22 protein-coding genes are annotated in these 11,118 nt (G+C 33.3%); all 22 read left to right on the top strand.

The features are described from left to right. The first annotated feature begins 514 nt into the window (after window positions 1-514). The 22 genes from rpsJ to secY are packed head-to-tail and all read left to right on the top strand — an operon-like array spanning window position 515 to window position 10,992. Entirely contained in the window at window positions 515-823 is a 309-nt protein-coding gene (gene rpsJ / locus HUU89_RS10095; RefSeq protein ID WP_022001346.1) for a 30S ribosomal protein S10, read from the top strand. Between the two features lie 21 nt (window positions 824-844). Next, a complete protein-coding gene (gene rplC / locus HUU89_RS10090) occupies window positions 845-1,567 on the top strand; it encodes a 50S ribosomal protein L3 (protein ID WP_022001347.1) in 723 nt (240 codons plus the stop codon). Between the two features lie 22 nt (window positions 1,568-1,589). After that, complete coding sequence (gene rplD, locus HUU89_RS10085) at window positions 1,590-2,213, top strand: 50S ribosomal protein L4 (protein ID WP_022001348.1); 624 nt, start codon at window positions 1,590-1,592, stop codon at window positions 2,211-2,213. Then, a complete protein-coding gene (rplW, locus tag HUU89_RS10080; RefSeq protein WP_022001349.1) occupies window positions 2,213-2,503 on the top strand; it encodes a 50S ribosomal protein L23 in 291 nt (96 codons plus the stop codon). Before rplD ends, rplW begins: the two co-directional genes overlap by 1 nt. A gap of 56 nt (window positions 2,504-2,559) precedes the next feature. Continuing rightward, window positions 2,560-3,393 (top strand): 50S ribosomal protein L2, encoded by an 834-nt coding sequence (gene rplB, locus HUU89_RS10075; protein ID WP_022001350.1) that lies wholly within the window; start codon window positions 2,560-2,562, stop codon window positions 3,391-3,393. Between the two features lie 17 nt (window positions 3,394-3,410). Further along, a complete protein-coding gene (gene rpsS, locus HUU89_RS10070) occupies window positions 3,411-3,689 on the top strand; it encodes a 30S ribosomal protein S19 (protein ID WP_022001351.1) in 279 nt (92 codons plus the stop codon). A gap of 15 nt (window positions 3,690-3,704) precedes the next feature. Beyond that, window positions 3,705-4,037: a 50S ribosomal protein L22 gene (rplV, locus tag HUU89_RS10065; RefSeq protein ID WP_022001352.1), complete on the top strand. Its 333-nt coding sequence runs from the start codon at window positions 3,705-3,707 to the stop codon at window positions 4,035-4,037. 11 nt (window positions 4,038-4,048) lie between these two features. Continuing rightward, window positions 4,049-4,702: a 30S ribosomal protein S3 gene (gene rpsC, locus HUU89_RS10060; RefSeq protein WP_022001353.1), complete on the top strand. Its 654-nt coding sequence runs from the start codon at window positions 4,049-4,051 to the stop codon at window positions 4,700-4,702. Window positions 4,703-4,704: 2 nt separating this feature from the next. After that, the gene (gene rplP, locus HUU89_RS10055) at window positions 4,705-5,115 is read left to right on the top strand and encodes a 50S ribosomal protein L16 (protein ID WP_022001354.1); all 411 of its coding nucleotides are present in this window, start codon (window positions 4,705-4,707) and stop codon (window positions 5,113-5,115) included. Window positions 5,116-5,117: 2 nt separating this feature from the next. Beyond that, window positions 5,118-5,312, top strand: coding sequence for a 50S ribosomal protein L29 (rpmC, locus tag HUU89_RS10050; protein WP_022001355.1), 195 nt, complete (start codon window positions 5,118-5,120; stop codon window positions 5,310-5,312). Between the two features lie 12 nt (window positions 5,313-5,324). Next, a complete protein-coding gene (gene rpsQ / locus HUU89_RS10045) occupies window positions 5,325-5,585 on the top strand; it encodes a 30S ribosomal protein S17 (protein ID WP_022001356.1) in 261 nt (86 codons plus the stop codon). Between the two features lie 25 nt (window positions 5,586-5,610). Further along, a complete protein-coding gene (gene rplN, locus HUU89_RS10040) occupies window positions 5,611-5,979 on the top strand; it encodes a 50S ribosomal protein L14 (protein ID WP_032089444.1) in 369 nt (122 codons plus the stop codon). A 13-nt stretch (window positions 5,980-5,992) separates the two neighbouring features. Further along, window positions 5,993-6,331, top strand: coding sequence for a 50S ribosomal protein L24 (gene rplX / locus HUU89_RS10035; protein WP_032089445.1), 339 nt, complete (start codon window positions 5,993-5,995; stop codon window positions 6,329-6,331). A 17-nt stretch (window positions 6,332-6,348) separates the two neighbouring features. Next, window positions 6,349-6,888, top strand: coding sequence for a 50S ribosomal protein L5 (gene rplE / locus HUU89_RS10030; protein WP_022001359.1), 540 nt, complete (start codon window positions 6,349-6,351; stop codon window positions 6,886-6,888). Window positions 6,889-6,902: 14 nt separating this feature from the next. Further along, window positions 6,903-7,088, top strand: coding sequence for a type Z 30S ribosomal protein S14 (locus HUU89_RS10025; RefSeq protein WP_003536834.1), 186 nt, complete (start codon window positions 6,903-6,905; stop codon window positions 7,086-7,088). 36 nt (window positions 7,089-7,124) lie between these two features. Next, window positions 7,125-7,520, top strand: coding sequence for a 30S ribosomal protein S8 (rpsH, locus tag HUU89_RS10020; protein WP_022001360.1), 396 nt, complete (start codon window positions 7,125-7,127; stop codon window positions 7,518-7,520). Window positions 7,521-7,548: 28 nt separating this feature from the next. Beyond that, window positions 7,549-8,094 carry a 50S ribosomal protein L6 gene (gene rplF, locus HUU89_RS10015; RefSeq protein WP_032089446.1) on the top strand — a complete coding sequence of 182 codons (546 nt, stop codon included), beginning with the start codon at window positions 7,549-7,551 and terminating at the stop codon, window positions 8,092-8,094. Between the two features lie 27 nt (window positions 8,095-8,121). Beyond that, window positions 8,122-8,478, top strand: coding sequence for a 50S ribosomal protein L18 (gene rplR, locus HUU89_RS10010; RefSeq protein ID WP_022001362.1), 357 nt, complete (start codon window positions 8,122-8,124; stop codon window positions 8,476-8,478). A gap of 12 nt (window positions 8,479-8,490) precedes the next feature. Continuing rightward, window positions 8,491-9,051 carry a 30S ribosomal protein S5 gene (rpsE, locus tag HUU89_RS10005; protein WP_022001363.1) on the top strand — a complete coding sequence of 187 codons (561 nt, stop codon included), beginning with the start codon at window positions 8,491-8,493 and terminating at the stop codon, window positions 9,049-9,051. A gap of 12 nt (window positions 9,052-9,063) precedes the next feature. Beyond that, window positions 9,064-9,243 (top strand): 50S ribosomal protein L30, encoded by a 180-nt coding sequence (rpmD, locus tag HUU89_RS10000; RefSeq protein ID WP_022001364.1) that lies wholly within the window; start codon window positions 9,064-9,066, stop codon window positions 9,241-9,243. Window positions 9,244-9,257: 14 nt separating this feature from the next. Continuing rightward, window positions 9,258-9,698, top strand: coding sequence for a 50S ribosomal protein L15 (gene rplO / locus HUU89_RS09995; protein WP_032089447.1), 441 nt, complete (start codon window positions 9,258-9,260; stop codon window positions 9,696-9,698). 1 nt (window position 9,699) lies between these two features. Continuing rightward, window positions 9,700-10,992 carry a preprotein translocase subunit SecY gene (gene secY, locus HUU89_RS09990; protein WP_032089448.1) on the top strand — a complete coding sequence of 431 codons (1,293 nt, stop codon included), beginning with the start codon at window positions 9,700-9,702 and terminating at the stop codon, window positions 10,990-10,992. Window positions 10,993-11,118: the final 126 nt, after the last annotated feature.

Below are 11,118 nucleotides of genomic sequence, written 5' to 3'. Positions count from 1 at the left end.
GCGAAGATAGTACATTGTGCGAAAATAGCTCGTTGCCAGTTCCTTCTTTTTTTTATGTTTTTACATGATCCTTGACAGGTCATACCATTGCGGTATGACTTTTTTAGTATGTATTTGATTATTGATATTAAATATTCTATTTTTTATAGTGATCAAATGTAAGCATTGATCTATTTTTTATTGATTATTTCATTTAGAGGTAACTTGCTTTAATAACTATCCATTTATGAACGATTATTTTTATTAAATAATAAAAGCTAGAAGTTCAAAATTAGTATCTATTCTATTAATAAGATGGTTATTTATCCAAAATTATTTCTTTGTAAATTTTTTTATAAAAAAATAAAAAAAAGTATTGCATTATGGGTATAATTATCATATAATACCCATGTTGATGTCACGGAGAAGTGCGAGGTTGCTGAAACACCGAAAAGCGTTGTCATGAAACGGCATGTTTCAGGTAATTCGTAACGAGTGAATCAAATCCTATAAGAATTTGAAAGGAGAGAATATCATGGCAAATAATAAAATCAGAATTAGATTAAAATCATTTGATCATAAAATTCTAGATGCGTCAGCAGAAAAAATTATTTCTTCTGCAAAAAAATCAGGTGCTCAAGTAGTTGGTCCAGTACCATTACCTACTGAAAAGGAAGTATATACAATCCTTAGAGCTGTTCACAAATATAAAGATTCACGTGAACAATTTGAAATTAGAACTCACAAACGTTTAATCGACATTGTGAATCCTACACCAGAAACAGTTGATGTTTTAACTAGATTAGAATTACCTAGCGGTGTAGATATTGAAATTAAATTATAAGAAAGGTAAAAGGTGTAACTCATGAAAGGAATCTTAGGTCGTAAGATTGGAATGACTCAAGTCTTCACTACTGATGGTGTTTTAATCCCAGTTACTGTTGTAGAAGCTACTGAAAATGTAGTATTACAAAAGAAAACAGTTGCAACTGATGGTTATGATGCTGTAAAAGTTGGTTTCGAAGATAAAAGAGAAAAATTAGCAAACAAAGCTGAAAAAGGAATTGCAAACAAAGCTAACACAGCTCCTAAGCGCTTCATTAAAGAATTTCGTTATGACGAAATGATGAGTTATGAAGTTGGAGATAAAATTACTGTTGATAGCTTCGTAGCTGGTGAAGTCGTAGATGTAACAGGAACTTCAAAAGGTAAAGGTTATCAAGGTGTTATTAAGAGACATGGACAACACATTGGTCCTAAAGGACATGGTTCAGGAGCTCATAGAATTGTTGGTTCAATGGGACCAATCGCTCCAAACAGAATCGCTCCAGGTAAAAAATTACCAGGACAAATGGGACATGTAACTCGTACAATTCAAAACTTAGAAGTTGTAGCAGTAGATCCAGAAAACAACTTATTATTAATCAAAGGTTCAGTACCAGGACCTAAAAAAGGTTTAGTTGTTGTTAAAACTGCTATCAAAAAAGCTGGTCAAGTAAATCCAGTACATGAATTAGTAGATTACACTCCAGAAGAAGTTGAAGAAACTGTAGTAGAAGAAGCTGTAGAAGCAGCTGCTGCAGAATAATTTGAAGAAGGAGGAAATGAGAATGCTTAACGTAAAAGTATTTAACCAAGAAGGTGCAGAAGTTAAAGACTTAGAATTAAATGAAGCAGTTTTCGGTATTGAACCACATAAACAAGCTATGTTTGATATGGTCTTATTACAAAGAGCATCTTTAAGACAAGGTACACATAAAGTTAAAAACCGTACTGAAGTTGCTGGTGGTGGAAGAAAACCATGGCGTCAAAAAGGTACAGGTAGAGCTAGACAAGGTTCAACACGTGCTCCACAATGGAGAGGTGGAGGAGTTGTCTTCGGTCCTACACCAAGAAGTTATAAATTCAAATTAAACCGTAAAGTTAGAAGATTAGCTTTAAAATCAGCATTATCTTCAAAAGTTCAAGATAATGAATTTACAGCAATCGATGGAATTTCATTCGAAGCTCCAAAAACTAAACAAATGGTTAAAGTATTAGAAAACTTAAATGCTCCAGTAAAAACATTAATCGTTGTTGATGAAATCACATTAAATGTTGAAAAATCAGCAAGCAATATTCCAGGAGTTAAGTTATTAGATGCTAAACATGTTAATGTTTATGATATCTTAAACAGCGATAAGTTAATTATGACTGAAGCTGCAATTAAAGCTGTTGAGGAGGTATTAGCATAATGGCACACATGACAGATGTATTAAAAAAACCAGTACTTACTGAAAAGTCATTAGCTCTTCAAACTGAAGAAAATAAATATACATTCGATGTAGATTTAGACGCTAACAAAACAGAAGTTAAAATCGCAGTTGAAAAATTATTCAATGTAAAAGTTGAAAAAGTTAACATCATGAATGTTAAACCTAAAGCTAAAAGAATGGGTAGATATGAAGGTAAAACTAACAAAAGAAGAAAAGCTATCGTTAAATTAGCTGAAGGAAACTCAATCAATTATTTTGATGAAGATTAATTGATAAAATATTGGAATAACTCGTTCCAGATAAGAAAAACAGGAGGAAACTAAAGATGGCAATTAAAACATATAAGCCAGTGACAAACGGTCGTCGTAATATGACTTCATTAACTTATGAAGAAATTACAACTAATAAACCTGAAAAATCTTTAGTTGCAAAAAAATCTAAAAACGGTGGACGTAACAACCAAGGTGTGATCACAACTCGTCATCATGGTGGTGGACACAAACAAAAATACCGTATTATCGATTTCAAAAGAAATAAAGATAATATCCCAGGTAAAGTTGCAACTATTGAATATGATCCAAATAGATCAGCAAACATCGCATTAATTAACTATGTAGATGGTGAAAAAAGATATATTTTAGCTCCAAAAGGGTTAGAAGTAGGAATGGAAATCATTTCTGGTGAAGAAGCAGATATCAAAGTTGGTAACGCATTACCAATGGGAAATATGCCTGAAGGTACTGTAATTCACAATATTGAAATGCAACCTGGAAAAGGTGGACAAATCGCAAGATCTGCTGGTGTGTCTGCTCAAATCTTAGGTAAAGAAGGAAAATATGTAACTGTAAGACTTGCATCTGGTGAAGTTAGAAAATTATTATCAGTATGTAGAGCTACAGTTGGTGTAGTAGGAAATGAAGATCATGGTTTAGTAAACTATGGTAAAGCAGGACGTATGAGATGGAAAGGTGTTAGACCTACAGTTCGTGGTTCTGTAATGAACCCTAATGATCACCCTCATGGTGGTGGGGAAGGTAGAACTTCTATCGGACGTAAAGCACCAATGACTCCTTGGGGTAAAAAAGCTATGGGTGTTAAAACTAGAAAGAACAAAAAAGCTTCGACTAAATTAATCGTACGTCGTCGCAATGGTAAATAATAAGGAGGAAAGAAAAAATGGCACGTAGTTTAAAAAAGGGACCATTTGTTGATGCTCATTTAATGAAAAAAGTAGAAGCGTTAAATGAATCAGGTAAAAAAGAAGTTATCAAAACTTGGTCAAGACGTTCAACAATCTTCCCTCAATTTATCGAACATACATTTGCAGTATATAACGGAAAAGAACATATTCCTGTTTACGTTACTGAAGACATGGTTGGTCATAAATTAGGAGAATTCGCTCCAACTAGAACTTTCCATGGTCATGATGCTGACGATAAAAAAGGAAAGAAATAGAGAGGAGAATAGAACATGGAAGCAAAAGCAGTAGCTAAAACAATTCGTGTATCACCTCAAAAAGCAAGATTAGTAGTTGATTTAGTAAGAGGTAAAACAGTTAAAGAAGCACTTGGTATCTTAGAATATACTAATAAAGCTGCTTCTCCTGCAATCTCAAAAGTTGTTAAATCTGCAGCTCAAAATGCAGTATACAACAATGATGCAGATGCAGAAAAATTATATGTTAAAGCAATCTTCGTTGATGAAGGTCCAATTTTAAAAAGATTCGCTGCAAGAGCTAAAGGTAGCGGAACAAGAATTTTAAAAAGAACATGCCACATTACTTGTGTGGTTGATGAAAGATAGGAGGTACTAGAATGGGTCAAAAAGTAAGTCCAGTAGGTTTACGTGTTGGTGTTAACCGTAATTGGGATTCAAGATGGTACGCAAATGATCAAGATTTCGCTGGTTTATTACATGAAGATATTAAAGTTCGTGATTATATTCTTAAAAAACTTAAAACAGCTTCAGTAGCAAAAGTTGAAATCGAAAGATCAAAAAATCGTGTAACAATTTTTGTTCACACATCTAGACCTGGTGTAGTTATCGGTAAAGATGGTGAAGCAGTTGATGCTTTAAGAAAAGAAGTATCTAAATTAGTAAGTAGTAAACAAGTTTTCATTAACATTGTTGAAATTAAAAATCCAGATGTTGTTGCTCAATTAGTAGCAAACAATATTGCAGAACAATTAGAAAATCGTGCATCTTTTAGAACTGTTCAAAAACGTGCTATTCAAAGAGCAATGAGAGCTGGAGCTAAAGGAATTAAAACTAATGTTTCAGGACGTTTAGGTGGAGCTGATATGGCTCGTGCTGAAGGTTACTCTGAAGGGAATGTCCCTCTTCATACTTTAAGAGCTGATATCGATTATGCGACTGCAGAAGCAGATACAACTTATGGTAAATTAGGAGTTAAAGTTTGGATTTGTAAGGGAGAAATCCTTCCTGAAAAAAAGAAAGGGGATAAATAATCATGTTGATGCCTAAAAGAACAAAATACAGAAGACCTCACCGTGTTAGCTACGAAGGTAGAACTAAAGGTGGAGACAAAGTATCATTTGGTGAATTTGGTTTAGTAGCAACTGAAGGTGCTTGGATTACTTCTCGTCAAATTGAAGCAGCACGTATTGCCATCAACCGTTATATGAACCGTGGTGGTAAAGTATGGATTAGAATTTTCCCTCATTTAGCTAAAACTAAAAAACCATTAGAAGTACGTATGGGATCAGGTAAAGGTTCTCCAGAAGAATGGGTAGCAGTAGTTAAAACTGGTAGAGTATTATTTGAAGTTGCTGGTTTAGATGAAGCTACATTAAGAGAAGCTTTAAGACTTGCATCTCATAAATTACCTATTAAATGTAAAATCATTGGAAAGGGTGAATAGTTATGACAGCGCAAGAAATTAGAGAATTAGATACTGAAGCTTTATTAGCTAAAGTTGAAGAATACAAAAAAGAGCTTTTTGGATTAAGATTCCAACAAGCTACAGGACAATTAGAAAACACTGCACGTATTAGACAAGTTCGTAAAACAATCGCTCGTATTAAAACAGTGATTAGAGAAAGAGAATTAAACCAATAGGAGGAGATACAAATGGAAAGAAATAATCGTAAAGTTTATACTGGTACAGTTGTATCTACTAAAATGGATAAAACTATTACAGTGCTAGTTGAAACACATGTAAAACATAAGTTATATGGTAAACGTATGAAATCATCTACAAAATTTCATGCACATGATGAAAACAACACTGCTCAAGTTGGAGATACAGTTAAAATCATGTCAACAAGACCATTATCTGCTACAAAACGTTTCCGTTTAGTAGAAATCGTAAAAAAAGCAGAAACAGTTTAATAGACTCTAAAAGGAGGTAACCGGAATGATTCAAAACGAAAGTAGACTTAAAGTTGCTGATAATACTGGTGCTAAAGAAGTATTAGTAATTCGTAACTTAGGTGGGTCAAATAGAAAAACAAGTAGTATTGGAGATGTTGTTGTAGCAACAGTTAAACAAGCAGCTCCAAATGGTACTGTTAAAAAAGGTGAAGTAGTAAAAGCTGTTATCGTTAGAACTAAATATGCTGTAGGACGTGAAAACGGATCTTACATCAAATTTGATGATAACGCTTGTGTTATTATCAGAGATGACAAGTCTCCAAGAGGGACTCGTATCTTTGGACCAGTTGCAAGAGAGTTAAGAGATGCTGATTTCATGAAAATCGTATCATTAGCTCCAGAAGTATTATAAGGAGGCGTGGCACATGAAAATCCGTGTTGGTGATACTGTTGTAGTTATCGCAGGTAAAGATAAAGGTAAGACAGGTGAAGTGTTACAAGTTCTTGCTAAAGAAGAAAGAGTAATCGTTGAAGGAGTAAACATGGTAACAAAACATGTTAAACCTTCACAAGCTGATCCTGAAGGTGGAATCGTTAACAAAGAAGCTCCAATTCATGTTTCTAATGTTGCATTCTATGATTCAAAATCAAAATCTGCAGTTAAATTAGGATATAAAGTATCTGTAGATGAAAATGGAAAGAAAACTAAAGTACGTGTTAACAAAAAAACAGGTGCAGAAGTTGATTCTAAGAAAAAGAAATAATTGAAAGGAGATAGCAAATGAATCGTTTACAAGAACGTTATGAAAACGAAGTAGTTAAATCGTTAATGGAAAAATTCAATTATTCTTCTAAAATGCAAGCACCAAAAATCGAAAAAATCGTATTAAATATTGGTGTTGGTGATGCAGTATCTAATTCAAAATTATTAGATGATGCAGTTAATGAATTAACATTAATTACTGGTCAAAAACCAGTTGTCACTAGAGCTAAAAAATCAATTGCTGGTTTCAAATTAAGAGAAGGTCAAGCAATCGGTTGTAAAGTCACTTTACGTGGTGAAAGAATGTATGAATTTTTAGATAAATTAGTAAATGTATCTTTACCTCGTGTAAGAGACTTTAGAGGTGTATCAAATAACTCATTCGATGGAAGAGGAAATTATACTTTAGGTGTTAAAGAACAATTAATCTTCCCTGAAATTGATTTTGATAAAGTAAACAAATTAAGAGGAATGGATATCGTATTCGTAACAACAGCTAAAACTGATGAAGAAGGTCATGAGTTATTAGCTCAATTAGGAATGCCTTTCCATAAATAAGGAGGACTTAATAAATGGCTAAAACATCAATGAAAGTGAAACAACAACGTCCTCAAAAATATAAAGTACGTGAATACACACGTTGTGAACGTTGTGGTAGACCACATTCAGTAATTAGAAAGTTCAAACTTTGCAGAATTTGCTTCCGCGAATTAGCTTATAAAGGTGAAATTCCTGGTGTAAAAAAAGCAAGTTGGTAATGATAAAATAATCCGTATTGGAAGGAGGACACGCAAATGGTAATGACAGATCCAATTGCAGATATGTTAACAAGAATCCGTAACGCAAATAATACGTTAAAAGAAGAAGTAAGTATTCCTACTTCAACATTAAAAGTTGGAATCGCTGAAATCTTAAAAAATGAAGGGTTCATTAAAGGATATAAAGTTGAAGGCGAAGGTGCTGAATCAAACATTATTATCACTTTAAAATATAGAGGAAAAGATAAAGTAATCACTGATTTAAAAAGAATTTCTAAACCAGGGTTACGTGTATATGCAAAAGTAAACGAAATTCCTAGAGTATTAAATGGTTTAGGTATTGTTATTCTATCAACTTCACAAGGTTTAATGACTGATAAAGAAGCTAGAGCTAAACAAGTTGGTGGAGAAGTATTAGCATATATCTGGTAATAAAAAAATTATACAGGAGGTATAACTGATGTCTCGTATCGGTAATAAAATTATCACTGTACCTGAAGGAGTAACTGTTGAAATCGCTGATGATAACACAGTAACAGTTACTGGATCAAAAGGGACTTTAGTGAAACAATTTTCTCCAGCAATTTCATTCAAACAAGAAGGTAATGAAATTACTGTAGTAAGAAGTAGTGAAGAAAAACATGTAAAACAATTACATGGTACAACAAGAGCTTTACTTGCTAACATGATCGAAGGTGTTCATAATGGATATTCTAAAACATTAGAAATCGTTGGTATTGGATACCGTGGTCAAATGAAAGGAAATACATTAGTATTAAATATCGGTTTCTCACATCAAGTTGAAATCGAAGCTGAAGAAGGAGTTAAAGTTGAAACTCCAAATCCAAATACTATCGTAGTTTCTGGAATTGATAAAGAACGTGTTGGTCAAATGGCTGCATTAATTAGATCTAAGAAAAAACCTGAACCTTATAAAGGAAAAGGTATCAAATATAGTGATGAAAGAATCATCAGAAAAGAAGGAAAAACTGCTGGTAAGAAGTAGTCTAAGAGTAAGAAAGGAGCTATCTTTATGGCTAAATTACAATCTCGTAATGATGTACGTTTAAAACGTCATGCTAGAGTTCGTAGAAAAATTAGTGGAACTCCAGAATGTCCACGTTTAAATGTTTTCCGTTCAAATGCTCATATTCACGCTCAAATTATTGATGATGTCAATGGTGTTACATTAGTTAGCGCATCAAGCGTTGAAATGAAATTAGAAAACGGTGGAAACATTGCTGCTGCAACTGCAGTAGGTAAAGAAATTGCAGAAAGAGCAATTGCAAAAGAAATTAAAAATGTAGTATTTGATCGTGGTGGATATATTTATCATGGTCGTGTAAAAGCATTAGCAGAAGCTGCTAGAGAAGCTGGATTAGAATTCTAGAAGGAGGTCAATATGGAACAACGTAAACCAAGAACTAACAATGGTGAAAGAAAACCAAGAAGAAATGGTCAAAGAAGAGCACCAAGAAGAGAAGAAAAAGAATTTGAAGAACGTGTTGTTACTATTAACCGTGTAACAAAAGTAGTAAAAGGTGGACGTAGAATGCGTTTTGCTGCTTTAGTTGTTATTGGAGATAGAAAAGGTAGAGTTGGATTTGGTACTGGTAAAGCTAACGAAGTACCTGATGCAATCAGAAAAGCATGTGAAAATGCTAAACGTAATGTTATCAAAGTACCTTCTGTACATGGTACTATTCCTCATGAAGTAAACGGTGTTTACGGATCAGGAAATGTATTTATTAAACCAGCATCTCAAGGTACTGGAATCATCGCTGGTGGACCAGTTCGTGCTGTTGTTGAATTAGCTGGTTACCGTGATATCTTATCTAAATGTATTGGTTCTAGAACACCAATCAACATGGTAAGAGCAACAATGCAAGGATTAGCTTCATTAAAAACAGTTAATGAAGTTGCTGAATTAAGAGAAAAAACTGTTGATGAAATTTTTGGATAGGAGGCAAACAAAATGGCAAAAGTAAGTATTACACTTAAAAAGAGTCCAATTGGTTGCTTACCAAATCAAAGAAAGACTCTTAAAGCTTTAGGTTTAACTAAAATTAATAAAACTGTTGAATTAGAAAATAACCCTACTACTCAAGGTATGATTAGAGTAGTTGGACACCTAGTAACAGTTGAAGAAAAATAATAGGAGGTGTAACAATGAAACTTCACGAATTACAATATACTGAAGGTGCTCGTAAAGCAAGAAAACGTGTTGGACGTGGTACAAGTTCAGGAAATGGTAAAACAGCAGGTAGAGGTCAAAAAGGTCAAGGAGCTAGATCTGGTGGAGGTAAAAAACCAGGATTCGAAGGTGGACAAACTCCATTATTCATGCGTTTACCTAAAAGAGGATTTACAAACTTTACTCGTAAAGAATATGCTATCGTAAATCTTGAAACTTTAAATAAATTTGAAGATGGTGCAACAGTTAACGCTGCTGCGTTAAAAGAAGCAGGAATCATCAAAAAAGAATTAGATGGTGTTAAAGTATTAGGAAATGGAGCTATTGAAAAGAAATTAACTGTTCAAGCTGCTAAATTCTCTAAATCAGCTGTTGCCGCAATTGAAGCTGCAGGTGGAAAAACTGAGGTGATTTAAGATGTTAACTTTTTTGAAGAATGTATTCAAAAAGGGTGAGCTTCGTCGAAAAGTCATTTTCACACTTGGAATTTTATTCGTGTACCGTTTAGGTGCAGGAATTACAATTCCAGGTGTTAATGTAGGTTCATTAAGTAGTAGTGATGCTACAAATGGAATTTTCGGAATCATGAATTTACTTGGTGGAGGTACCTTGGAAAGATTTTCTCTTTTCGCTTTAGGTGTTTCACCATACATTACATCATCTATTATAATTGAATTATTATCGATGGATGTTATTCCAGCGTTAACACGCTGGCGTAAAGAAGGTAACACAGGTAAGAAGAAAAAAGACCGTGTTACTCGTGTATTAACTTTATTATTAGCTGCGTTACAAGGTGGAGTTTTAACTTATGCCTTTGATACAAGTTATAATATATTAGTTGATACTTCAATCTGGTCATATATTTATGTAGTGCTCATTATGATGGCTGGAAGTATGTTAGCTATTTGGTTAGGTGATCAAATTACTCAAAAAGGAATTGGTAATGGTGTTTCATTACTAATCTTTACAGGAATTGTTTCAAACTTACCAAATGCATTCTTAACAACTTATGATAACCTCGTCACTTATGATAGTGGAATGTGGTTAGATATTGCTTGGTATGTATTATTTGTTGTGGTTTATCTTTCAATTGTAGTCTTTGTAGTATTTACTGAAGGCGCAATAAGAAAAATCCCAGTCAATTATGCATCTAGTACAAGTGTAACAATGAGAACTAGGGAACAAACACATATGCCTATTAAAATTAATAGTTCAGGTGTTTTACCAGTAATCTTTGCTTCTTCAGTACTAGCAGCACCAAGAACAATAGTAAGTTTCATGAAAGCATCTAGTACAACTAAGATGATAAATACTATATTTAATTATCAAGAACCTGTTGGTTTCTGTTTATATATTTTAATGATTATAGGATTTACTTTCTTTTATTCAAACTTACAAATTGATGCTGAAAAAATTAGTGATGATTTGAAGAAAAATGGTGGATCAATACCTGGTGTAAGAACTGGTATTGAAACTAAGAACTTCATTAAAAGAGTTCTTAATCAAGTAACTGTTGCTGGTTCGCTTACTTTATGTATTATTGCTGCAATTCCAATTATTACTCCAATTATTTGGACACAAACTGAAAATGCAAACCTATCACTTGGTGGTACTGGTTTGATTATCGTTACAGGAGTTGCACTTGAAACAGTAAAACAAATCAAAACATATATTACTAGAAAAGAATATCATGGTTATATTCGTAAATAATAATGATTTCTTTTATGGATTCATAAATATCTAAAGAAATAAATTAATTTTGAAGAAGCAGTTATCAAAGTTAAGAAGTTATGTTTAACGTCTTTATGATATCGATGAAAGCCTGGAGGTTTATTA

It is taken from the genome of Faecalibacillus sp. H12 (assembly GCF_013361255.1).
Taxonomy (GTDB): domain Bacteria; phylum Bacillota_I; class Bacilli_A; order Erysipelotrichales; family Coprobacillaceae; genus Faecalibacillus; species Faecalibacillus intestinalis.
Note: the sequence above shows the minus strand (reverse complement) of the source record. Positions and strands in the feature narration are given on the sequence as shown.

What these genes read in the sequence shown, in the direction of transcription:
- rpsJ (WP_022001346.1), top strand. Translation starts at nt 515, where the DNA reads ATGGCAAATAATAAAATCAGAATTAGATTAAAATCATTTGATCATAAA.
- rplC (WP_022001347.1), top strand. Translation starts at nt 845, where the DNA reads ATGAAAGGAATCTTAGGTCGTAAGATTGGAATGACTCAAGTCTTCACT.
- rplD (WP_022001348.1), top strand. Translation starts at nt 1,590, where the DNA reads ATGCTTAACGTAAAAGTATTTAACCAAGAAGGTGCAGAAGTTAAAGAC.
- rplW (WP_022001349.1), top strand. Translation starts at nt 2,213, where the DNA reads ATGGCACACATGACAGATGTATTAAAAAAACCAGTACTTACTGAAAAG.
- rplB (WP_022001350.1), top strand. Translation starts at nt 2,560, where the DNA reads ATGGCAATTAAAACATATAAGCCAGTGACAAACGGTCGTCGTAATATG.
- rpsS (WP_022001351.1), top strand. Translation starts at nt 3,411, where the DNA reads ATGGCACGTAGTTTAAAAAAGGGACCATTTGTTGATGCTCATTTAATG.
- rplV (WP_022001352.1), top strand. Translation starts at nt 3,705, where the DNA reads ATGGAAGCAAAAGCAGTAGCTAAAACAATTCGTGTATCACCTCAAAAA.
- rpsC (WP_022001353.1), top strand. Translation starts at nt 4,049, where the DNA reads ATGGGTCAAAAAGTAAGTCCAGTAGGTTTACGTGTTGGTGTTAACCGT.
- rplP (WP_022001354.1), top strand. Translation starts at nt 4,705, where the DNA reads ATGTTGATGCCTAAAAGAACAAAATACAGAAGACCTCACCGTGTTAGC.
- rpmC (WP_022001355.1), top strand. Translation starts at nt 5,118, where the DNA reads ATGACAGCGCAAGAAATTAGAGAATTAGATACTGAAGCTTTATTAGCT.
- rpsQ (WP_022001356.1), top strand. Translation starts at nt 5,325, where the DNA reads ATGGAAAGAAATAATCGTAAAGTTTATACTGGTACAGTTGTATCTACT.
- rplN (WP_032089444.1), top strand. Translation starts at nt 5,611, where the DNA reads ATGATTCAAAACGAAAGTAGACTTAAAGTTGCTGATAATACTGGTGCT.
- rplX (WP_032089445.1), top strand. Translation starts at nt 5,993, where the DNA reads ATGAAAATCCGTGTTGGTGATACTGTTGTAGTTATCGCAGGTAAAGAT.
- rplE (WP_022001359.1), top strand. Translation starts at nt 6,349, where the DNA reads ATGAATCGTTTACAAGAACGTTATGAAAACGAAGTAGTTAAATCGTTA.
- HUU89_RS10025 (WP_003536834.1), top strand. Translation starts at nt 6,903, where the DNA reads ATGGCTAAAACATCAATGAAAGTGAAACAACAACGTCCTCAAAAATAT.
- rpsH (WP_022001360.1), top strand. Translation starts at nt 7,125, where the DNA reads ATGGTAATGACAGATCCAATTGCAGATATGTTAACAAGAATCCGTAAC.
- rplF (WP_032089446.1), top strand. Translation starts at nt 7,549, where the DNA reads ATGTCTCGTATCGGTAATAAAATTATCACTGTACCTGAAGGAGTAACT.
- rplR (WP_022001362.1), top strand. Translation starts at nt 8,122, where the DNA reads ATGGCTAAATTACAATCTCGTAATGATGTACGTTTAAAACGTCATGCT.
- rpsE (WP_022001363.1), top strand. Translation starts at nt 8,491, where the DNA reads ATGGAACAACGTAAACCAAGAACTAACAATGGTGAAAGAAAACCAAGA.
- rpmD (WP_022001364.1), top strand. Translation starts at nt 9,064, where the DNA reads ATGGCAAAAGTAAGTATTACACTTAAAAAGAGTCCAATTGGTTGCTTA.
- rplO (WP_032089447.1), top strand. Translation starts at nt 9,258, where the DNA reads ATGAAACTTCACGAATTACAATATACTGAAGGTGCTCGTAAAGCAAGA.
- secY (WP_032089448.1), top strand. Translation starts at nt 9,700, where the DNA reads ATGTTAACTTTTTTGAAGAATGTATTCAAAAAGGGTGAGCTTCGTCGA.